Here is a 19,975-nt window from a genome sequence, read left to right on the forward strand (position 1 = left end):
CGTGCCAGTGTCGGCACTATGGCCAGCGCCAGGCAGCCGGATTCAATTGCCACAACGCGTGATTCAACACCGCGGCGAACGCCACCCAGGCTACATAGGGCATCAACAGGCCGCCTGCCCAACGGTCGCGTCGCCAGAATAGATACGTCAGCGCGACGATCAGCACCAGCAGTATCACGATATCGACCAGCGCCAAGTCCGGTCGATGCAGGCCGAAGAACAGCCACATCCAGGCCGCGTTGAACACTAGCTGCACCACCCACAAGACGATTGCCGCAGTCAGGCCGTCGCGTTTCCATACGCGCCAGGCAGCAATTGCCATCAGCACATAAAGTACGGTCCACGCAGGCGGAAATACCCAGTTCGGCGGATTGAACGCGGGCTTCTGCAACGCGACGTACCAGGCGTCGGGCAAAAAACGACTCGCTACGCCGGCCGCAGCAAACGTCAGTACAAGAAACACCAGTAGCGACGGCAAACGGCGCATATCTCAGTCTCCTCGTAGTTCACTTGCCGAAACGGGCCAACGTGCGCTGGCGGGCTTCGGCGTGGTCGACGATCGGCGCCGGATAATCCTTGCCGAGCGTCACGCCGAACTCCGCAAGCCGTTCTGCGCCCGCGAGCCACGGCGCGTGTATCCATTTGGCCGGCACTTTTTCGAGCTGCGGCAGATAGCGCTTGATGAAGCGGCCCTCGGCGTCGAATTTTTCCGACTGCGTGATCGGGTTGAAAATCCGGAAGTACGGCTGTGCGTCACATCCTGTCGATGCCGCCCACTGCCACCCGCCGTTATTCGCCGAAAAATCGAAGTCGTTCAACAATTCGGCGAAATAGCGTTCGCCGAGCCGCCAGTCGACCCCCAGATCTTTCACGAGGAAGCTCGCCGTCACCATCCGCAGCCGGTTGTGCATGTAGCCGGTGCGGTTCAACTGCAACATGGCGGCGTCGACGAGCGGATAACCGGTGCGTCCTTCGCACCATGCGGCAAACGCCTCGTCCGCTTCGTGTCCTTGCTCCCAGCGCAAGCGGTCGTACTCTTCCTTGAACGACGCGCCGTTCGCCAGTTTCGGGTGATGCGACAGGATCATGAAATAGAAGTCCCGCCAGATCAGTTCCGATAGCCACGTGGCCGAGCCTTCTCCGTCGGGTTGCAGCGACATTTCATGAGCAAGCCGCGCGAGCGTGCGAATCGACACCGTGCCGAAGCGCAAATGCACCGACAGATAGCTCGGGCCTTTGGCGGCGGGAAAATCGCGCCGGTCCTTATAACTGTCGATGCGGGTCGTGAAGTCGTCGAGCAGGCTCTGCGCGCCGCTCATGCCTGTCGGTATCTTCAGGTCGGCGAGATTGCTCGGCACGAAACCGAGCTGTTTCAGCGTCGGCAGATGGCGATCCAGCTTCGACGGCACTTTGGCCAGATGCTGCGCGTACTTTTCCACCGGATATGGTTTCAGGTCGAAGGCGCTCAGTTGCTTCAGCCACGCGTTCTTGTAGGGCGTGAACACGGTGAACGGCTTGTTCTGGCCGGTCAGCACCTCGTCGAGTTCGAAAATCACCTGATCTTTGAACGTCAGCAGTTGACGCCGGGATTCGGCAAGCTGCTCGCGCACGGTTTCGTCGCGCGCGATTGCGACCGGCTCGTAGTCGTGATTGGCGAACACGGCGTCGGCGCCGAGCTCGTGAGCGAGCTTCGGCACGAGAGCCGCCGGATCGCCGTACAGCACGATCAGACCGCCGCCTTTTGCGCGTAACGCGTCGTCCAGTTCCGTTAGCGACGCAAGAATGAACTCAATGCGACGATCCTGCGGCGGCGTGTCCGGATGCCGCGTCTGCCATGTATCGACGAGCGGTTGCAGGATCGTCGTGTCGAACACGAACACACACCAGACGCGCTGGCAATGTTTGAGCGCGTAGTACAGCGCGGCGTTGTCGGTGCTGCGCAGGTCGCGGCGGAACCAGACCAGGCCGGTATCGAAGGTGTCGTTCAGGCGGCGGGCGCGTGTCATCTTTATCGAAAATCGGAGTGAGGGGTTGCGCGGCGACGGACCGGTCGCAGCGCGGATGCGCGTCGCCGTCCACGGCGGCTTCGGCGGCGACGGCGCGCGTGTCAGGCGACGATGTTACTGAACTGCGCGTCGGTCTGCCCAGATGGTTTTTCGAGGGTCGCGCGGATTCGGGTTGCACATTGCGTGCCGCGGCCTGCAAATAGCACGACGCCCGCGCCTGTTTTGCAGGTCGCGGGCGTTTTTCTGTCCGGCTCGGCGCGATTTTGTCGCGTGGCGTCAATCAATCAATCAGTCAGTCAGTCATTCTTTCGTTGACCAGCGCCGTCGTCGCTCAGACGATTTGCAGACGCACGTCGACGTTGTTGCGCGTAGCGTTCGAGTACGGGCAGACCTGATGCGCTGCGTCGACCAGTTCCCTGGCTGCATCGGCCGACAGACCCGGCAGCGACACGCGCAGTTCGATGTCGAGAGCGAAGCCGCCGTTGTCGTTCGGGCCGACGCCCACGTCGGCGCTGACCTGCGTGTCCGCCGGCAACGCCTGCTTGCGCTGGCCGGCAACGAACTTCATCGCGCTCAGGAAACAGGCCGAGTAGCCGGCTGCGAAGAGCTGCTCGGGATTCGTACCCACCGTGCCGTTGCCGCCGAGTTCGCGCGGGGCGGCCAGTTTCACGTCCAGCACGTTGTCCGACGACACTGCACGGCCGTCGCGGCCACCGGTGCTCGTTGCGCTTGCTTTGTAAAGTACGCTCATTTTGCTGCTCCTCAATCTGGGTTGTCAGGATTTGCATGCTTGCCGCTATTCGCCGGCTCGCCGTTCTGGCGGAGCGCTATCGAAGCGGCATGTGACAAAGATAGTACACAAATCATTTGTGTGCAAATGAAATTTGCAAGTCAGCCGAAACGGCTGTGTAAAACCGGCCGGCTAGTTGTCCATGTAATCGTTGAGCGTGGCGCGCAGGCGTGTCAGATCGTCGCGCAGACGCAGCAGGAAATCAGGCGTTTGCTGCATCGCGCAGAAGATCTCTCCGGGCACTTCGCGGGCCGGCCGCTTCAGCGCGGTGCCGGCCTTGGTCAAACGGATATAAACGAGCCGTTCGTCTTCGACACCCCGTACCCGTTCCACATAACCCTGCGCTTCAAGCCGCTTGAGCAACGGCGTAACCGTCGCGGAATCGAGATTCAGGCGAGCCGCCATATCCTTCACCGTGACGCCGTCGGTCTCCCACAACACCAGCATCGCCAGATATTGCGGATAAGTGAGTCCGAGTTTGTCGAGCAACGGCTTGTATGCCTTCGTCATCGCGAGCGACGTGGAATAGAGCGCGAAGCACAGTTGTTCGTCGAGCGTGAAGGGCAGAGCGGGGCGCTGGGTCATGATGCCTCTCGGCTAAAAAGGGAGCGTGCGAATCGATTGCGTGCAAACCATTGTGCCGCAAATCGGCGCAGGTTTTTGACGATGCAGCGGGTGTAGGGAGACAGTTGGGGGCGCGGCGACCCAGGACAAGACAGCGGGCGGGCGCCAGAACGGCGCCCGCGCCGCAACTGCGCGCGAGTGGGCGGTCAGCCCGCCGGTGTGGTCGGCAGATCGGGTGCTTCGGGCGTCTGAACGCCGAAGCAGCCGCGATACGTCGCGTAAAACGAGCAATACAGCATGGTCGTGACGATCATCGTGGCAGGCATCAGCACTGCGAACGCGAAGTCGCCCGCGCCGAGCAGTTGCATCAGCGCCGACAGGCCGAGCGACACCGTCATCGCCACCGCGAACCACAGCGCGCCGAACACGATGAACGCGCCGCGATTGCGCCAGCAACTGACCACGCTGAAGAACATCGCCTTGACGGGCGGAACGTCGTGCCAGGCGATGAGAATCGGCGAGAACCAGAAAATCATCGCGGCCGGAATGTAGAACACGAAGGCCGTGATGATCCCGAGCGGGATATTGCTGTTGACGATCGCGTCCTCATCCATCTTGGCGGCGCCGAGCATCACCTTCAGCAGCATGCCGCCGTCGGCGAGCGCCGAACCCGCCAGCACCAGCGCCATCGCGACGACATACAGCACGCCGAGCGCCAGCAGGCGCCTCGCGACGATCGGACCGTACGAGTGGAAGCCGTCCACGAGGATGGTCGGAAACACCGGCTTGCCCGCGATCGTATTGCGGCATGCGGCCATGAAGCCGACCGCGACACCGGGAATGAACATCAGCGGCAACACGCCGCCGATCACCGGAATCTGCGACACCAGCGTCATGACCAGCAGATAGGTGAAGAACAGCGTCAGAAACGCGAGCGGGTTCTTGCGGAACAGCCAGATACCTTGCCGGAACCATACATAGCCGGTTTTCGCGGGGACTTCGATCAGTTGCATGAGGTATGGATGCCTGGAAGAGCAACGCCGGACAGGCGTTCGCGCAGGATGCGCTCGAAATGGCCGGGGTCGTGCGGTTTGAGCAACTCCGCGGCGCGCGGCAGATGAAAATCATACAGACGCGACACCCAGAAACGGTACGCGCCCGCACGCAGCATGTCGCCCCAGTGGCGGCTTTCTTCGGCCGTGAATGGGCGCACGGTCTGGTAGGCGCGCAGCAGCGCTTCGGTGCGCACGTCGTCGAGCTTGCCGGTGACGAGATCGACGCACCAGTCGTTGACTGTTACCGCGACGTCGAACAGCCATTTGTCGCAGCCCGCGAAATAGAAATCGAAGAAGCCGCCGAGGCGCACTTCGTGGCCCGTTTCCGGTGCCGCATGCGCGAACAGTACGTTATCGCGGAAGAGGTCGGCGTGACACGGGCCTTCGGGCAGCGCGGCGTAATCGGCCGACGCGAAGAACGCTTCCTGATGCGCCAGTTCCGACGCCAGCAGTTCGCGTTGCGCGCCTTCCAGAAACGGCAGGATGGTCGGCACGTTCTCCCGCCACCACGGCAGGCTGCGCAGATTCGGCTGATGGCGCGCGTAGTCGCGCCCGGCCAGATGCATGCGCGCGAGCATGTGCCCGACCTCGATGCAGTGCTCGACGCCCGGCGCCAGTTCAGGCGCGCCTTCGAGTTTGGTCACGATCGCGGCGGGTTTGCCGTTCAGCGTGCCGAACAGCGCACCGTTTTCGCGCGGCATCGGGTCCGGCACCGGCACGCGGTGGGCGGCGAGGTGCTGCATCAGATCCAGATAGAACGGCAGTTGTTCGGCCGTCAGCTTTTCGAAAATCGTGAGGACGTATTCGCCGCGCGTCGTCGTCAGAAAGAAGTTGCTGTTCTCAATACCGGACGGAATGCCGCGAAACTCGACGACGTCGCCGAGATCGTAATGACGCATCCATTCTGCTAGTTGGGGTTCGGTGACAGCGGTGAAGACAGCCATGCGGGAAACGTCGGATCAGGTTGGTCGGGCTGGCGCGCAACGGCCAGTGCGAGATGTGACAAAAGCGGTGATGAACAGGACGGCAAACACGAGGACGGCAAACGCGGTATTCAGAAGCGATGCAGTCGGCATGCAGGTGGGGCGAGGGCGGCGGCGCGCTCAGATAATAAGCGAAGCCGCAGTGCCTGGATCTCGCCGCTGCAAGCTACCCCGGCAAGCTCGATGCTCGTGGCGCCACATGGCGCATCAACAGCAAGCCGCTCAAACGTGACGCCGTCCGGTCACGAAACAATCAGTAAGTCAGATTCACCGAAGGCAACCGCGTGCTCGCGCGGCCGTTGTCGCGCACGGTAGGCGAAGTGTCGAGCGGCGCGCTCATCTGGTAGCGCGTGCCGAGGCCCGAATGCACATTGATTTCGACAGGCTTGCCTTTGTCGCGGTATTCGGTGATTTCAGTGCCGTTCGGGCTGCGTTCGTAGAAGCTCGGCGTGCGCGGGACGTTGATTTCGACCTTCGAGCTGACCTCGGCGCCCGGCCGGTTGATCTTCTCCAGATCGGGCAGGCCGGCCCTTTCGTTAGCGGATTGCGGCTGGTCCGGGGGCGGCGTGGCGTCGACCGGCTGGGCAGCCATCGCGGCGTTGCCAAAGGCGAGGACCAGTGCAACGGCGACGGGAAGGAGCGGCTTCATGGTGATTCTCCGATATGGTGCCCCGATTCTAGCAAATCCAGCCTTGCCCTCGGGCGCAACCGCCTTATTTTGCGCCGCTTTCGCGCGACATGCGTGCAATCTTGTGAGCGTCGCGGCGGCGTAGGTTGCACACGCTGCAAGGTCATTTGGAGTTCCAGAGTTCCGTGGTAATGTCGTCGCATCAATAGAGGCGAATGAAGATGATCAACGATACCAATCAACGCGTGGTGCAAACTCCCACGAACAGCTTCCCAACCGAATCCTTCGACGACGCAACCGAGGCCGTCACCCGCCTCTCGGCGATCTACGAAGCGAACACCTCCTTCCTGCGCGACGCCTTCGCGCGCTACCGTCGCAATGAATTGTTCGAAAGCCGGGTACGCGCGTGCTATCCGTTCGTTCGCGTTTGCACGGAAGTCAACACGCATATCGATTCGCGCCGCTCGTATGGTTTCGTTGCGGGTCCGGGCGTGTTCGAGACGACCGTTACGCGGCCGGATCTGTTCGGCAATTATTATCGCGAGCAATTGCGTCTGCTCGCGAAGAACCACCACGTGAAGATCGAGGTCGGCGTGTCCGACCAGCCGATTCCGATTCATTTCGCGTTTGCCGAAGGCATTCACCTGGAAGGCGATCTGGACCGCGAGCGTCTGTTCCTGATGCGTGACGTATTCGATACGCCGGACCTCGCGTTACTCGACGACCGCATTGTCAACGGTACGTATGAACCGCTGCCGGGCGACCCGCACCCGCTCGCGCTGTTCACGGCGGCGCGTGTGGACTTTTCGCTGCATCGGCTGAAGCACTACACGGCGACGTCTCCCACGCATTGCCAGAACTACGTGCTGTACACGAACTACCAGTTCTATATCGACGAGTTCGTCAAACTCGGCCGTACGATGATGGCCCATACCGACGACGAGGAACTGCGCGCATACCGCAGCGAATACACGTCGTTCGTCGAACCGGGCGACGTCGTTACATATAACGAGAATCTCGGCGAACAGGCGCAGGAAGGCAACGCGCCGCCGCGTCTGCCGCAGATGCCGGCGTATCACCTGAAGCGCGCCGACGGTAGCGGCATCACGATGATCAACATCGGCGTGGGTCCGTCGAACGCGAAAACGATCACCGATCACATCGCCGTGCTGCGTCCGCATGCGTGGATCATGCTCGGCCACTGCGCGGGATTGCGCAATACGCAGCGTCTCGGCGACTACGTGCTGGCACACGGTTACGTGCGAGAAGACCACGTGCTCGACGCAGACCTGCCGCTGTGGGTGCCGATTCCGGCGCTCGCCGAAGTGCAGGTGGCGCTCGAGCGCGCGGTTGCGCAGGTCACGCAGTTGGACGGCGTCGAATTGAAGCGCGTGATGCGCACGGGCACGGTGGCGAGCGTCGATAACCGCAACTGGGAGTTGCGCGATCATCGCGAGCCGGTGCAGCGCTTGTCGCAAAGCCGGGCGATCGCGCTCGATATGGAAAGCGCAACCATCGCCGCGAACGGGTTCCGTTTCCGTGTGCCTTACGGCACCTTGCTTTGCGTGTCGGACAAGCCGTTGCATGGCGAACTGAAACTGCCCGGCATGGCCGATCAGTTTTATCGTGCGCAGGTCGACCAGCATCTGCAGATCGGTGTGAAGGCGATGGAGCTGCTGAGGATGAACGGCTTGCATCGTCTGCATAGCCGCAAGCTGCGCAGTTTTGCGGAGGTGGCGTTTCAGTAACGCGGTGTTGGCTTTGCGGAGTACGGTTGGCTTTGCGGAGTACGACTGCAGATATAACAGCTACATCGGGGATTGCGTCGAGGCAAACGCTTGAACTTACAAACTGATCAGACTGTAGTGCGACATCGATCGTATGCGTGGACCTTCAGTTAGCGTATTTTCAGTCCAGCTTTTATGGTTGTATCGCGCTTGAGCACATCAAGGCGAGGCGGCGCAGGATTGTGAGATGCTGTGCCGTATTATCGAGGCACACCTGTCCCAGTTTCACACCCAAGCCACTGCCACGTGGCCGCACCACGCTTCGTTTCGGCCCATGTCCTGAGCGCGACCAGCAGTCGGCACCATACAAAATCGCATTTCAGTTAGACCATTGGTTAATGGGCGTTCGCGCGGATCGTCAGTTTCTTATTCGACACTAAATACGCCCTTCCTGCACCGCTTTTTCTTGGCCGAGAAAGTTGGAGTACACGAAATTTCAAAAAACTTACAGGATGCTCGTCACCTTCTGTAACGTTTCATGCGATCTCCTCGGCTATAGACCGAATAGGCATAATTTTTTCGGAATTATCTGATGTCAATCACTTCGGCGGAAGCGATACATTTTTAAATGTATTTGGGACTGCATTAAAAAATGGCAACTTCCACAGTCTAGATAAGACACGATGAATACTAGGCGATCATTTTTACGGACAAGCGCATTGTCTCTTGTTGGCTTTACATCTCAAATCGTGAAGGCGACTCCCACATCCCCGCAAGTCACAGTGACTTCCTTGGGCGGATATGCGCTAACAAATGGCGCGACTGCATTAAAGCGCGACGACGGAGCATGGGTATTTTGGGTGCGTATCGTAAATTTTGATGATCTGGATAGTGATATTTCTGCAAGTCTTCAGGTCGCGACGGATAAAGGATTTTCGCAAATCATTGATGTCCTCCCTGTCATTCTTAGAAAGTCAAAATCATTTATTTCCCAGATGGTGTATGTGCCAAAAACAGGGAATACACAGCTTTATTATCGCTATGTTGTTGGATCAAGTCCATCGACCGCCCCGTCCGTTAGTTCCTCAGTGAATTCGATTGCCCCATGGAATACAGAGTCAAAGGCTGAATAAAATGTCTAAAGTGGAGATGGTGCTGCAATTCATTGAGGGTGGATCGAACTCGATGACTACTTATCAGGCGCTTATGTCTGCTGTAAATAGCCCAAGTGACTCGCTGTCGGTTATTCAAAATGGCTCTAATCTTGTTGCAACGATTTCAAATGTCGCTCCGATGATGCAGCCAATACGTATCATGACAAATATAATGTCTGCGACGTCTGTATTAATAAAAGTTGTAACAGACTGGAAAAATCCCGAGAAAAGGATTGCGCCAGGCGATGTGCTGACCATTATCAGTGCCGCTGGAACAGTTGCTGTTACGGTGCTTGTTTTGGCTGAAATCGGTCCTGGCGCCGCAGCAGCAATCGGTGCGCTAGCCTTGGCTGCTGACTTGCAATCGGCCTTCCAGCCATATCTGAGCGCTACCAAAATATGGTTGGGTAATTATATGTCAAACAAGTTGCAAATCTTGCAACCTGCATCGGTTGCTGGCGCATCGCTTTATTGGTCAAGTCTGGGGACTGGAAGTGGATATTCTCTTGCCTCATACAACGAAATCTTGACGCAAAAGGGGCTGTTCGTTTGTCTAAGTGATAAGGGTGTTTCAGGTAGCGGATTAATACCTACGGAGACTCCCGTTCCGGGTAGCTTCACGCCAGTCAATGAGGACCAGTACAAAGAAAACTACTGTCGCTATCTAAGTGCCAAGCAGGGTTGGAGCGATATTGTTAGCGGAATGGATTATTGCAAGAGCGTGAAATTCAGATAGCTATGAAAAAAATTCCAAATTGTATTCGGGTTTCATTAATTGGATTCTTTATTGCCTTCCTGTGTGAGGCGAGGGTGGAAATCGGCTTGCTTCAATCCGGATCCTTACCTTGGGTGGGTTGTCTGGCCGTGTTCGCAAGTCTTGTGGCAAACCCCTTGGCGTTTATGTATGTGATAAGGAGATCGAGATGGGCTTACGACCTGCTTAAATGGATCGCAGCCTTTAGTCTTGTATGGACTATATTCGGCCATCCATATTTGCAAAAACTGGGCTTGTGGGCTATCGCGCTAATTACGCTTTGTGTCTGGCTCCGACTCGGAGCGCTGTTCATATTGCGACGAAAAGTGGCGAAGAATTGGATCGATGCAACTACTACCGGTCGCAGTTCGCCGTAGCGAAAGTGAATGACGGATAAGCGTCCCTCTTCTTCTGCCATCGCCTGCCGCATCGCGCGGCAGGCGATGGCAGAAATTTTAGCTAAAGTCACCCCGGTAACCTCAAATTACCCGGACATTCAGGGTTTTAGCAACCTATAAACCCTCGCCGCCTTCTGCCAGGCGAATGTTGTCCAGCCGTTTATCGTTATGGCCGCGATAATCCAAACTACTACACGCACACTGGCGTCGCCGCTATGCGCTTCGTTTATCCATTTAAAGTAAAGCAGAGTCGACATCAGGACACCAGCCACAAACCACCAGAAGTAAATTCCGGGTGAATCGACGCCGCAAATCTCACCCGTTGAATGGTTTAACCATCCCATAAGTGTTTGCCAGTTATCCCTATCGCGCAGCACTGCTGTCACGACCGTTCCGCTTTCAAGCCGAGGTGCGCCGCGCATTTGTACGGCATACTGACGTTTTCCTGCAATTGTGACGTTAAAGGCGGTGCTGACTGTTCGCCTGCCATATCTGTCTTTTTCGGCGACGATCCCGCCGATGTCTTCAAGCGTAACGGTAATGGCATGGTAGGTCATAGGCAAATGGCGCTCTAGCTAAATCTCCAAGCATAGCTGTGCTTCACGATCTCGAGGGATCGACTGAACGGGTTTTTGGCGTGACATTGTGTTTGGTCAATGCGTGCTTCGACCTGTTATTTTTGCCGGCATTTGAGTTCCTACTCGAATCCCCAGCGGGCGTTGCTCAGCAAAAATAACGGTAGTGTCCCAGATGGTTTCAAAACTGCCCAAACCCCGTCAGCCCTATCAGACTGCCTGCCGCCAATAACCACAGCGGATGAATGCGCGTTTTCAACGCCAGCACCGCAGTGACGGCGCTGATCGCCCACGCGATCGCAGTGGGATTCGACGCCTGAGCGATCAACGACGCGCTCGCCGCGACGATGCCCGCCGTCACCGGCACCAGGCCCATTTGCGCATAACGTCTCCAGGGGCGGTCCCTGAAACGATCCCACGCCTGCAACGCAAGGATCGTCACCAGCGACGACGGCCCGAACTTCGCCACCGAGGTCACCAGCATCCCCGCCCATCCCGCCACGTGCCAGCCGACCAGCGTGACGATCATCAGATTCGGACCGGGTGCGGCCTGTGCAAGCGCGAACAGCGCGCTGAATTCGCTGGCCGGCATCCAGTGATGCACGTCCACCACCTGCCGCTGCATCTCCGGAAGAATCGTATTGCCGCCGCCGAATGCGAGTAGCGAAAGCTGACTGAAAATCAACGCGAGCGAAATCAGTGTGTCGTTCATCGTGCGGCCCTCGATGCGATGTAAATGCTGAGCGGCGTGAGCACAAGCATAGTCGGCAGAAGCGGAAAGCGCAGGATCGCAATGGCGATGAAGCCGAGCACGGCGACCAGCGCGGCCATCGGCTTGTTGCGCAGCGGCAGCAGGATTTTCACGGCCATCGAGATCAGCAAGCCTGCTGCCGCAGCCGCCAATCCGGCGAACAGATGACGCACATGCGGGTCGTTCTGCGTGTGTTCGTACAGCACGCCCAGCCCGATCACCACCAGCGAAGGCCCTGCAATCAACCCGAGCAGACCGGCCAGCGCGCCGGGCACGCCACGAAACCGCATGCCGATTGCCACCGACAGGTTGATCACATTGCCGCCCGGCAGGAATTGACACAGACCGAGCAGATCGGTGAATTCCGCGCCGGTCAGCCAGCGACGCTGCTCGACCAGCGCGCGCCGCGCCAGCGGTAGCGCGCCGCCGAACGAGATCAGCCCGAGGCCGAGAAAACCGCCGAAGATTTCCCGCAACGTGGGTGGGGACGCCGCTGCGGGCGTGGACGGGGAGAGGTTGTTGTCCATATTGTCGGGCTTCCGGTTCGAGCCCCCGAGGTTAGCGCCGAACCGGCGGCGGACAAAACGATTTTTGCGCACGCCTTTGTGATCTAGAATCACAAAGATGGCTCGTAACCTTCCTCCCTTTCCGGCGCTGCGCGCCTTCGAAGCTGCTGCGCGGCACGAAAGTTTTACTGCGGCAGCGAACGAATTGCATGTGACGCACGGTGCAATCAGCCGACAAGTCGCGGCTTTCGAAAGCTGGCTCGGCGTGCAGGTCTTCCGCCGTCACGGCAAGCGCGTGCGGCTCACCGACGACGGTCGTCGTTATCTGGCAACCGTGCAATCCGCGTTCGACAGCATCGCGCTCGCGACGGATCAACTCCGCGACACGGGCGTCGTGCACGTACTCAGGGTGAGCGCGTTGCCGACCTTCGCGATGAAGTGGCTATTGCCGCGTCTTCATCAGTTCCAGCGCAAGGTGCCGAACGTGGAACTGCGTCTGTCGACTTCGAACGCGCCGGTTGAAACGCTGGACAGTTTCGACGTCGCCGTACGCCGCGGTCCCGCGCATTGGCCGAACTGCGTGAGCGGTCATTTTCTCGGCGAGAGTGAAATTCCGGTATGCAGTCCCGCGTTATTGCAGCGCTCGCCGATCAACGTACCCGGCGATCTCGCCCGGCACGTGCTGTTGCATTCGGACACACGGCCCGATGCTTGGGCCAACTGGTTATCGGCGGCGGGCGTGACAGCGAAATGCCGGAAGAAGCAGTCGTTCGATCATTTCTATCTGGCCTTGCAGGCTGCGGTGGACGGACTCGGCGTCGCGCTAGGGCCGCTCCCTTTGCTCGCCGATGAACTCGCGTCGGGACGCCTCGTGGTGCCGTTGCCCGGCCCGCTTATCGATGCACGCGGCTATTGGTGGGTGGCAAGGCGCGAGGTGGCGAATGCGCCGCTCGTCGCGCAATTCTGCGAATGGTTGCAGGCGCAAGGCGACCAGACCGATCGAGAAGCAGAAAAGCAAACGGGCAGCCTGGAGGCCGCCCGCTAGTTACACCGCCCTATGCCGAACCGGCGTTACAGATAGAACATCCGGTCTTCATCCGACTTGGCTGGATGCGGTTCGGTCTCTTCGCGGTCTTCGTAGAACTTGAGCACCGCTTCGAGCACCTGGTCCGGATCGTCGATCACCTGCATCAGGTCCATGTCGGCCGGATTGATCAGGCCCATCGGCGTGAGCGAGTTCTTGAACCATGCGAGCAGGCCTTCCCAGAATTCGCCGCCCACCAGAATGATCGGCACGTGGCGCGACTTCTTGGTTTGAATCAGCGTGAGCACTTCGGCGAGTTCGTCCAGCGTGCCGAAGCCGCCCGGCATCACGATCACCGCATCCGAGTTTTTAACAAACGTCACTTTGCGCGTGAAGAAATGACGGAAGCGCAACGAGATGTCCTGCCACTGATTGCCCGATTGCTCGTGCGGCAGTTCGATGTTCAGTCCGACCGACGGCGCCTTGCCTGCATGCGCGCCCTTGTTGGCCGCTTCCATGATGCCGGGGCCGCCGCCGGAGATGACCGCGAAGCCCGCGTCCGACAGCTTGCGAGCGATTTGCGTAGCCAGTTTGTAGTACGGCGAGTTCGGTTTCAGACGCGCTGAACCGTAGATGCTGACAGCCGGACGAATCTCCGAGAGGTATTCGGTCGCCTCGATAAACTCTGCCATAATCGTGAACATCTGCCACGATGCGCGGGCCTTCTTAGCCGTTGCGCGCTCTTGATCTGCGAGTGATCGCAGACTCGGAATCACTTTTCTCTTAGTCATAATGCCTGAAGAACGAAGCCTTGAAGGTAAGACCCTGCTATTGGTCGACGGTTCGAGTTATCTGTACCGGGCCTACCATGCGATGCCTGATCTGCGCAGTCCCGACGGTGGTCCGACGGGCGCGCTCTACGGGATGATCAACATGCTGCGGCGCATGCGCAAGGAAGTCACAGCAGAGTATAGCGCGTGCGTGTTCGACGCCAAGGGCAAAACGTTTCGCGACGACTGGTATCCCGACTACAAGGCGAACCGTCCGTCGATGCCTGACGACCTGTCGCGCCAGATCGAGCCGATTCACGTCGCGGTGCGCGCGCTTGGCTGGCCGCTGCTGATGATCGAAGGCGTCGAGGCCGACGACGTGATCGGCACGCTCAGCACCGCAGCGGAACAGCACGGAATGAACGTGATCGTGTCGACGGGTGACAAGGATCTGGCGCAGCTCGTGTCGGATCATGTCACCCTCATCAATACGATGACCAACGAAACGCTCGACCGTGCCGGCGTGATCGCCAAATTCGGCGTGCCGCCGGAGCGCATCATCGACTATCTGTCGCTGATCGGCGACACGGTGGACAACGTGCCGGGCGTCGAGAAATGCGGGCCGAAAACCGCGCTCAAATGGCTGACGGCGTACGACTCGCTGGATGGCATCGTCGCACATGCGGACGAGATCAAAGGTGCGGTAGGAGACAATCTGCGCCGTGCGCTCGATTTTCTGCCGATGGCGCGAAAACTCGTCACCGTCGAGCGTAATTGCGATCTGACCGGCCATATCGTGTCGATCGAGGAAAGTCTGCAAAGCCGGCCCGAAGCGCGTGAAGAACTGCGCGACGTGTTCACGCGCCACGGCTTCAAGACCTGGCTGCGCGAAGTGGAAATCGCCGACGCCGTGGAAGGCCCGGAAACCGATGTGCCGCCGGCGCTCACCGTCGACGTCGAACGTCATTACGAAACCGTGCAGACGTGGGAGCAGTTCGACGCGTGGCTCGCGAAAATCGACGCGGCGGAACTCACCGCGTTCGATACCGAGACGACCTCGCTCGATCCGATGACCGCGCAGATCGTGGGGCTGTCGCTGTCGGTCGAAGCCGGTCGTGCGTGCTATGTGCCGCTCGCGCATCGCGGCCCGGATGCGCCCGTGCAACTGCCGCGCGACGAAGTGCTCGCGAAGCTCAAGCCGTGGCTCGAAAGCGCCGCGCACAAGAAAGTCGGCCAGCATCTGAAATACGACGAACAGGTGCTCGCGAACTACGGCATCGAAATGCACGGCATCGAGCACGATACGCTGCTGCAATCGTATGTGGTCGAATCGCATCGCACGCACGACATGGACAGCCTCGCGCTGCGCCATCTCGGCATCAAGACGATCAAGTACGAGGAAGTGGCGGGCAAGGGCGCGTCGCAGATCGGTTTCGACGAAGTCGCGCTGGATCAGGCCGCCGAATACGCGGCGGAAGACGCCGACATCACGTTGCGTCTGCATCAGGCGTTGTATCCGCAAGTGGCCGCGGAAAAGACGCTCGAATACGTGTATCGCGCGATCGAAGTGCCGACCTCACGCGTGCTGCGCAAGATGGAGCGCACCGGCGTGCTGATCGACGCCGAGAAACTCCGCGCGCAAAGCAGCGAAATCGCCACGCGCCTGATTCAGTTGGAGAGCGAAGCGTACGTGCTGGCGGGCGGCGAATTCAATCTCGGTTCGCCGAAGCAGATCGGCCAGATCTTCTTCGAGAAGCTGGAATTGCCGGTGGTCAAGAAAACGCCGAGCGGCGCGCCATCCACTGACGAAGAAGTGCTGCAAAAGCTCGCCGAAGACTATCCGTTGCCGAAGATCCTGCTCGAGCATCGCGGTTTGTCGAAGCTGAAATCGACCTACACCGACAAGCTGCCGCGCATGGTCAACGCCGAAACGGGCCGCGTGCATACGAACTATGCGCAGGCCGTGGCGGTCACGGGGCGCCTCGCGTCGAACGATCCGAATCTGCAGAACATCCCGGTGCGCACCGGCGAAGGGCGTCGCATCCGCGAAGCATTCATCGCGCCGCCGGGCCACAAGCTCGTTTCCGCCGACTACTCGCAGATCGAATTGCGCATCATGGCGCACATTTCCGGCGACGAATCGTTGCTGCGCGCGTTCTCGCAAGGCGAGGACATTCACCGCGCTACCGCCGCGGAAATTTTCAGCGTGACGCCGCTCGAAGTGTCGAACGATCAGCGCCGCGTTGCGAAGGTCATCAACTTCGGTCTGATCTACGGGATGAGCGCATTTGGTCTTGCCGCGAACCTGGGCATTACGCGCGACGCCGCCAAGCTGTATATCGACCGGTACTTCGCACGTTATCCGGGTGTCGCGCGCTACATGGACGAAACGCGTCTGAGCGCGAAGGCCAAGGGCTACGTGGAGACGGCGTTCGGCCGCCGCCTGTGGCTGCCGGAGATCAACGGCGGCAACGGCCCGCGTCGTCAGGCGGCGGAGCGCGCGGCCATCAATGCGCCGATGCAGGGCACGGCCGCCGACCTCATCAAGCTGTCGATGATCGCGGTGCAGAAATGGATCGAGGAGTCGAAGATCGGCACGCGCATGATCATGCAGGTGCACGACGAACTGATTCTCGAAGTGCCGGACGCAGAATTGTCGGACGTGCGCAAGCGCTTGCCTGAGTTGATGTGCGGAGTCGCCGCGCTGAAAGTGCCGCTGGTCGCCGAAGTGGGCGCCGGTCTGAACTGGGAAGAGGCGCATTGATCTGTACATGACCTGCGAGGGTCATGGGCGATACCGTCGTGTGCATGTCACATATATGCAGGCACGGCTTGTGACAACCGGTGCCGCTCGCGGACAATCAGCCAGGACGGACAGCGCGCTTCGATGTTTCGTACGCGCCGTCTCGACGCATACCCATCTGCAAACACGGAGAGTGCAATGCATCGATTTATCGTCGTTGGCGGGGGCGCGGGAGGACTGGAACTGGCGACGCGTTTGGGCGACCGCTATGCACCTCACAAGAACCGGGGCGCTGTGCGGGCACAAGTGACGCTCGTCGACCGCAATCCGACGCATATCTGGAAACCGTTGCTGCATGAAGTGGCCGCAGGCAGCATGGACCCGTTCACGCAGGAGCTCGAATATGCGGCGCAGGCGCGCTGGCATGGTTTCGAGTTCCAGCAGGGTGAGCTGACCGGCCTCGATCGCGCGAGCCGGCGGCTCACGCTGGGTACCGTGCTCGACGACGACGGCGCCGAACTCCTCCCCGAACGTGAACTCGAATACGACACGCTGATCATCGCGATCGGCAGCACCACCGCATTCTTCGGCGTGAAGGGCGCGCCTGAGTTTTCGCTGGCGCTCGATACGGTCAGCCAGGCCGAGCGCTTTCGCAAGCGCCTGATCGCGGCGTGCATGCGTGCCGAGCATCAGGTGCATGAACCGGTCGAGTCGGGACACGGCACGGCGGCTTCCACGGAGCCGCGCATTCAGGTGGCGATCGTCGGCGGCGGTGCGACGGGTGTCGAGTTGTCGGCAGAGTTGCGCAACACGGCGCAGGTGTTGTCGGCGTATGGGTTGCACAAGCTCGATCCGCGGCACGATGTCGGCATCGTGCTGATCGAGGCGGGGCCGCGCATTTTGCCGGCCTTGCAGGAGCGCGTATCCACGGCGACCGCCGAACTGCTCACCAAGCTCGGCGTCAAGCTGATGATCGGCGAGACCGTCGCCGAGGTTGCGCCCGGCATCATCCGCACCGCGAGCGGCAAAACCGTGCGCGCGGATCTGACCGTCTGGGCGGCCGGCATCAAGGCGCCGGCCATTCTGAGCCAGCTCGACGGCTTGCCGGTCAATCGTCTGGGCCAGCTCGTCGTGCGCCGTACGTTGCAAACGGAAATCGACGACGATGTCTTTGCGCTCGGCGATTGCGCGGCCTGTCCGTGGCCGGGCAACGAGCGCAACGTGCCGCCGCGCGCGCAGGCGGCGCACCAGCAGGCGAGCTTCCTGATGAAGGCGCTTGCGGCCCGGCTCGACAACAAGCCGTTGCCGGAGTTCACTTACCGCGACTTCGGCTCGCTGGTGTCGCTCGGGCATTTCAGCGCGGTCGGCAATCTGATGGGCGGCGTGATCGGCGGCAACATGCTGATCGAAGGGCTGTTCGCGCGCTTCATGTACATGTCGCTGTACCGGCTGCATATCGCGGCGCTGCACGGCTACGCACGCATGGTGCTCGATACGTTCGCGCACTGGCTGCGCCGCACGACGCTGCCGCGAGTGAAGCTGCACTGACGGCGGCGCTTCGGGGGAACGTTGTACCTGCAACAGGACACGCTTGGGGCGTATCCTGTCGCCTCCAACGTTCATCCCGAGGTGCGCCGCATGCTCAAGCCCGAAATCGACAGCCTGGTTCCGCACGTCCCGTTCAATCGCCGTACCTTTATCAAGGCCGCGCTCGGCACCGGTTTTGCCGCGGCCGTGCTGCCGGTGTCGGCGCAAACCATCCATACCGATAGCGACGGGCTCGAAGCCGGCGAAGTCGCCGTGCGTTCGGGTGACACGCTGGTGCCCGCGTATCGCGCGCAGCCGAAGGGCAAGACGCATTTGCCGGTGATCATCGTCGTGCACGAGATTTTCGGCGTGCACGAGCATATCGCCGATGTTTGCCGGCGCTTCGCCAAGCAGGGTTATCTCGCGATCGCACCGAATCTGTACGAGCGGCAGGGCGATCCGACCGTCTATACGAGCATGCAACAGCTCAACGAACAACTGGTCAGCAAGGTGCCGGACGAGCAGGTGCTCGGCGATCTCGACGCAACGGTCGCATGGGCCGGCGAGCATGGCGGCGATCTGAACCGGCTCGGTGTGAACGGCTTCTGCTGGGGCGGCCGGATTGCATGGCTGTATGCGGAGCACAATCCGCGGCTGAAGGCGGGTGTGGCCTGGTACGGTCGCGTGACAGGCGCTAAAAACGCGATGACGCCGGCCAATCCGCTCGACGAGGTTGCGCAGTTGCATGCGCCGGTGCTCGGGCTGTACGGGTTGCAGGATCAGAGCATTCCGCAGGACACGCTCGAACAGATGAAGCAGGCTATCGCGCAGGGACCGCAGGCGGGTCGCGGTTCGCAATTCGTCGTGTACGACGACGCGGGCCACGCGTTTTTCGCCGACTATCGGCCGAGCTACAAGAAGGCTGATGCCGAGGACGGCTGGCGACGCGCGCTGGTGTGGTTCAAGCAACACGGGGTCGCGTAAGACTCGCGAGCGCGGTGGTGTGAGCGTGACGAAATGAAAATGCCGTTGGCCGCATTCGTGCGGCCAACGGCATTTTTGCTTGCAGCATGCGTGTTGCGCGTGCGAACTCGGCCTGCTTAAGGATTCGCTCCCGTCGCAACCGGCCGCTTCGGATCGGACGACCACTCGCTCCACGAACCCGCATACAGTGCGGCGCCGTGCATGCCCGCGATTTCCATCGCGAGCGCGTTCACGCAAGCCGTCACGCCCGAGCCGCATTGCAGTACGACATGTTCGGGCGACGTATCGGCGAGCAGTGTATGAAATTCCTCGCGCAACGTATGAGCCGGCTTGAAGCGGCCGTCGGCGGTCAGGTTGTCTTTGAAGAAGCGGTTCAGCGCGCCGGGGATATGGCCGCCGACGCGATCCAGCGTCTCGTTCTCGCCGCGATAGCGATCGTTTGCGCGTGCATCGACCACGACGCGCTCCTTCGTGCCGAGATTGCGCTCGACGGTTTGCGCATCCACGGTGACCGACAGCGGGGCGCCGGCCTTGAAGTCGCCGGTATTCTGCGGCGGCGCGTCCTGCGTGAGCGGCTGGCCGGCGGCTTGCCAGGCTTGCAGGCCGCCGTCGAGCAGCGCGACCGCATCGTGGCCGAGCCAGCGCAGCAGCCACCACGCGCGCGCGGCGTACATCCCGCCTTGCGCATCGTAAGCGACCACTTGTTGACCTTGCTTCAGACCGCGCGACTCCAGCGTTTCCACCAGCCGCGCCCGGTCCGGCAACGGATGCCGCCCGTTCGTGCCGTTCTTCGGCCCGGACAGATCGCGATCGAGGTTCAGGTAATGCGCGCCCGGCAGATGTCCTGCCAGATAGGCTTTCTCGCCCGCTTCCGGATCGGCCAGATCGAACCGGCAATCGATGACGAACACGCTGCCCGGCGCGGCGGCCAGGCGTTCCGCGAGGTTCGTCGCGGAGATCAAAGTGGTGTAGTGAGTGTGGGGCATGACGTTTCCTCGATGCGGGCAAGGGTGGCTCCGCTCGGGCGGCTTGGCGC

At 60.5% G+C, this 19,975-nt stretch carries 19 protein-coding genes; 7 read left to right on the forward strand and 12 right to left on the reverse strand.

The genetic code is table 11. From position 1 onward, the window contains the following. Nucleotides 1-16: 16 nt before the first annotated feature. The 7 genes from PQQ51_RS07145 to PQQ51_RS07175 form a co-directional block, all read right to left on the reverse strand. Nucleotides 17-487: a TspO/MBR family protein gene (locus tag PQQ51_RS07145; protein ID WP_408496007.1), complete on the reverse strand. Its 471-nt coding sequence runs from the start codon at nt 485-487 to the stop codon at nt 17-19. 19 nt (nt 488-506) lie between these two features. Further along, a complete protein-coding gene (locus PQQ51_RS07150) occupies nt 507-2,006 on the reverse strand; it encodes a cryptochrome/photolyase family protein (RefSeq protein ID WP_408496009.1) in 1,500 nt (499 codons plus the stop codon). Between the two features lie 331 nt (nt 2,007-2,337). Then, entirely contained in the window at nt 2,338-2,757 is a 420-nt protein-coding gene (locus PQQ51_RS07155) for an organic hydroperoxide resistance protein (protein WP_408496011.1), read from the reverse strand. A gap of 171 nt (nt 2,758-2,928) precedes the next feature. Next, nucleotides 2,929-3,381 carry a MarR family winged helix-turn-helix transcriptional regulator gene (locus tag PQQ51_RS07160; protein ID WP_408496013.1) on the reverse strand — a complete coding sequence of 151 codons (453 nt, stop codon included), beginning with the start codon at nt 3,379-3,381 and terminating at the stop codon, nt 2,929-2,931. 185 nt (nt 3,382-3,566) lie between these two features. Continuing rightward, a complete protein-coding gene (locus tag PQQ51_RS07165) occupies nt 3,567-4,373 on the reverse strand; it encodes a BPSS1780 family membrane protein (protein ID WP_408496015.1) in 807 nt (268 codons plus the stop codon). Next, nucleotides 4,364-5,359: a homoserine kinase gene (locus PQQ51_RS07170; protein ID WP_408496017.1), complete on the reverse strand. Its 996-nt coding sequence runs from the start codon at nt 5,357-5,359 to the stop codon at nt 4,364-4,366. The genes PQQ51_RS07165 and PQQ51_RS07170 overlap by 10 nt, the downstream gene beginning before the upstream one ends. Nucleotides 5,360-5,651: 292 nt before the next feature. Further along, nucleotides 5,652-6,047, reverse strand: coding sequence for a hypothetical protein (locus tag PQQ51_RS07175; protein WP_408496019.1), 396 nt, complete (start codon nt 6,045-6,047; stop codon nt 5,652-5,654). Nucleotides 6,048-6,247: 200 nt separating this feature from the next. Here PQQ51_RS07175 and PQQ51_RS07180 point away from each other — a divergent pair, with 200 nt between their 5' ends. From PQQ51_RS07180 to PQQ51_RS07190, 3 genes are all read left to right on the forward strand, one after another. After that, nucleotides 6,248-7,774: an AMP nucleosidase gene (locus PQQ51_RS07180; protein ID WP_408496092.1), complete on the forward strand. Its 1,527-nt coding sequence runs from the start codon at nt 6,248-6,250 to the stop codon at nt 7,772-7,774. Nucleotides 7,775-8,472: 698 nt separating this feature from the next. Continuing rightward, nucleotides 8,473-8,886 carry a hypothetical protein gene (locus PQQ51_RS07185; protein ID WP_408496021.1) on the forward strand — a complete coding sequence of 138 codons (414 nt, stop codon included), beginning with the start codon at nt 8,473-8,475 and terminating at the stop codon, nt 8,884-8,886. A gap of 1 nt (nt 8,887) precedes the next feature. Continuing rightward, nucleotides 8,888-9,643, forward strand: a complete 756-nt coding sequence (locus PQQ51_RS07190; protein WP_408496023.1) for a hypothetical protein — start codon at nt 8,888-8,890, stop codon at nt 9,641-9,643. 514 nt (nt 9,644-10,157) lie between these two features. Here the strand turns inward: PQQ51_RS07190 and PQQ51_RS07195 are convergent. The 3 genes from PQQ51_RS07195 to PQQ51_RS07205 all read right to left on the reverse strand — a co-directional run bounded on the left by PQQ51_RS07195 (nt 10,158) and on the right by PQQ51_RS07205 (nt 11,912). Continuing rightward, nucleotides 10,158-10,616: a hypothetical protein gene (locus PQQ51_RS07195; RefSeq protein WP_408496025.1), complete on the reverse strand. Its 459-nt coding sequence runs from the start codon at nt 10,614-10,616 to the stop codon at nt 10,158-10,160. A 199-nt stretch (nt 10,617-10,815) separates the two neighbouring features. Beyond that, nucleotides 10,816-11,346: a chromate transporter gene (locus PQQ51_RS07200; protein ID WP_408496027.1), complete on the reverse strand. Its 531-nt coding sequence runs from the start codon at nt 11,344-11,346 to the stop codon at nt 10,816-10,818. Further along, nucleotides 11,343-11,912, reverse strand: coding sequence for a chromate transporter (locus tag PQQ51_RS07205; RefSeq protein WP_408496029.1), 570 nt, complete (start codon nt 11,910-11,912; stop codon nt 11,343-11,345). The genes PQQ51_RS07200 and PQQ51_RS07205 overlap by 4 nt, the downstream gene beginning before the upstream one ends. Before the next feature lie 97 nt (nt 11,913-12,009). On the opposite strand from PQQ51_RS07205, the gene gcvA reads away from it, so the two are divergent. Then, the gene (gcvA, locus tag PQQ51_RS07210) at nt 12,010-12,936 is read left to right on the forward strand and encodes a transcriptional regulator GcvA (protein WP_408496031.1); all 927 of its coding nucleotides are present in this window, start codon (nt 12,010-12,012) and stop codon (nt 12,934-12,936) included. A 26-nt stretch (nt 12,937-12,962) separates the two neighbouring features. On the opposite strand, the gene PQQ51_RS07215 is transcribed toward gcvA, so the two are convergent. After that, on the reverse strand, nt 12,963-13,706 hold the full coding sequence (locus PQQ51_RS07215) for an LOG family protein (RefSeq protein ID WP_179739347.1): 744 nt from the start codon (nt 13,704-13,706) through the stop codon (nt 12,963-12,965). A gap of 1 nt (nt 13,707) precedes the next feature. Between PQQ51_RS07215 and polA the strand changes: the two genes are divergently transcribed. The 3 genes from polA (at nt 13,708) to PQQ51_RS07230 (ending at nt 18,939) form a co-directional block, all read left to right on the forward strand. Next, nucleotides 13,708-16,449 (forward strand): DNA polymerase I, encoded by a 2,742-nt coding sequence (gene polA, locus PQQ51_RS07220; protein WP_408496033.1) that lies wholly within the window; start codon nt 13,708-13,710, stop codon nt 16,447-16,449. Nucleotides 16,450-16,626: 177 nt separating this feature from the next. Further along, entirely contained in the window at nt 16,627-17,976 is a 1,350-nt protein-coding gene (locus PQQ51_RS07225) for an NAD(P)/FAD-dependent oxidoreductase (protein WP_408496034.1), read from the forward strand. A 90-nt stretch (nt 17,977-18,066) separates the two neighbouring features. Next, nucleotides 18,067-18,939 carry a dienelactone hydrolase family protein gene (locus PQQ51_RS07230; protein ID WP_408496035.1) on the forward strand — a complete coding sequence of 291 codons (873 nt, stop codon included), beginning with the start codon at nt 18,067-18,069 and terminating at the stop codon, nt 18,937-18,939. 116 nt (nt 18,940-19,055) lie between these two features. On the opposite strand, the gene PQQ51_RS07235 is transcribed toward PQQ51_RS07230, so the two are convergent. Further along, complete coding sequence (locus tag PQQ51_RS07235) at nt 19,056-19,925, reverse strand: sulfurtransferase (protein WP_408496036.1); 870 nt, start codon at nt 19,923-19,925, stop codon at nt 19,056-19,058. Between the last annotated feature and the right edge of the window lie 50 nt (nt 19,926-19,975).

This window comes from Paraburkholderia xenovorans (assembly GCF_046030735.1).
GTDB lineage: Bacteria > Pseudomonadota > Gammaproteobacteria > Burkholderiales > Burkholderiaceae > Paraburkholderia > Paraburkholderia xenovorans_A.

Coding starts and splice junctions, on each gene's coding strand:
- PQQ51_RS07195 (WP_408496025.1), bottom strand. CDS start 10,616: ATGACCTACCATGCCATTACCGTTACGCTTGAAGACATCGGCGGGATC.
- PQQ51_RS07230 (WP_408496035.1), top strand. CDS start 18,067: ATGCTCAAGCCCGAAATCGACAGCCTGGTTCCGCACGTCCCGTTCAAT.
- PQQ51_RS07190 (WP_408496023.1), top strand. CDS start 8,888: ATGTCTAAAGTGGAGATGGTGCTGCAATTCATTGAGGGTGGATCGAAC.
- PQQ51_RS07155 (WP_408496011.1), bottom strand. CDS start 2,757: ATGAGCGTACTTTACAAAGCAAGCGCAACGAGCACCGGTGGCCGCGAC.
- PQQ51_RS07205 (WP_408496029.1), bottom strand. CDS start 11,912: ATGGACAACAACCTCTCCCCGTCCACGCCCGCAGCGGCGTCCCCACCC.
- PQQ51_RS07235 (WP_408496036.1), bottom strand. CDS start 19,925: ATGCCCCACACTCACTACACCACTTTGATCTCCGCGACGAACCTCGCG.
- gcvA (WP_408496031.1), top strand. CDS start 12,010: ATGGCTCGTAACCTTCCTCCCTTTCCGGCGCTGCGCGCCTTCGAAGCT.
- polA (WP_408496033.1), top strand. CDS start 13,708: ATGCCTGAAGAACGAAGCCTTGAAGGTAAGACCCTGCTATTGGTCGAC.
- PQQ51_RS07160 (WP_408496013.1), bottom strand. CDS start 3,381: ATGACCCAGCGCCCCGCTCTGCCCTTCACGCTCGACGAACAACTGTGC.
- PQQ51_RS07215 (WP_179739347.1), bottom strand. CDS start 13,706: ATGACTAAGAGAAAAGTGATTCCGAGTCTGCGATCACTCGCAGATCAA.
- PQQ51_RS07170 (WP_408496017.1), bottom strand. CDS start 5,359: ATGGCTGTCTTCACCGCTGTCACCGAACCCCAACTAGCAGAATGGATG.
- PQQ51_RS07225 (WP_408496034.1), top strand. CDS start 16,627: ATGCATCGATTTATCGTCGTTGGCGGGGGCGCGGGAGGACTGGAACTG.
- PQQ51_RS07175 (WP_408496019.1), bottom strand. CDS start 6,047: ATGAAGCCGCTCCTTCCCGTCGCCGTTGCACTGGTCCTCGCCTTTGGC.
- PQQ51_RS07150 (WP_408496009.1), bottom strand. CDS start 2,006: ATGACACGCGCCCGCCGCCTGAACGACACCTTCGATACCGGCCTGGTC.
- PQQ51_RS07180 (WP_408496092.1), top strand. CDS start 6,248: ATGATCAACGATACCAATCAACGCGTGGTGCAAACTCCCACGAACAGC.
- PQQ51_RS07200 (WP_408496027.1), bottom strand. CDS start 11,346: ATGAACGACACACTGATTTCGCTCGCGTTGATTTTCAGTCAGCTTTCG.
- PQQ51_RS07165 (WP_408496015.1), bottom strand. CDS start 4,373: ATGCAACTGATCGAAGTCCCCGCGAAAACCGGCTATGTATGGTTCCGG.
- PQQ51_RS07145 (WP_408496007.1), bottom strand. CDS start 487: ATGCGCCGTTTGCCGTCGCTACTGGTGTTTCTTGTACTGACGTTTGCT.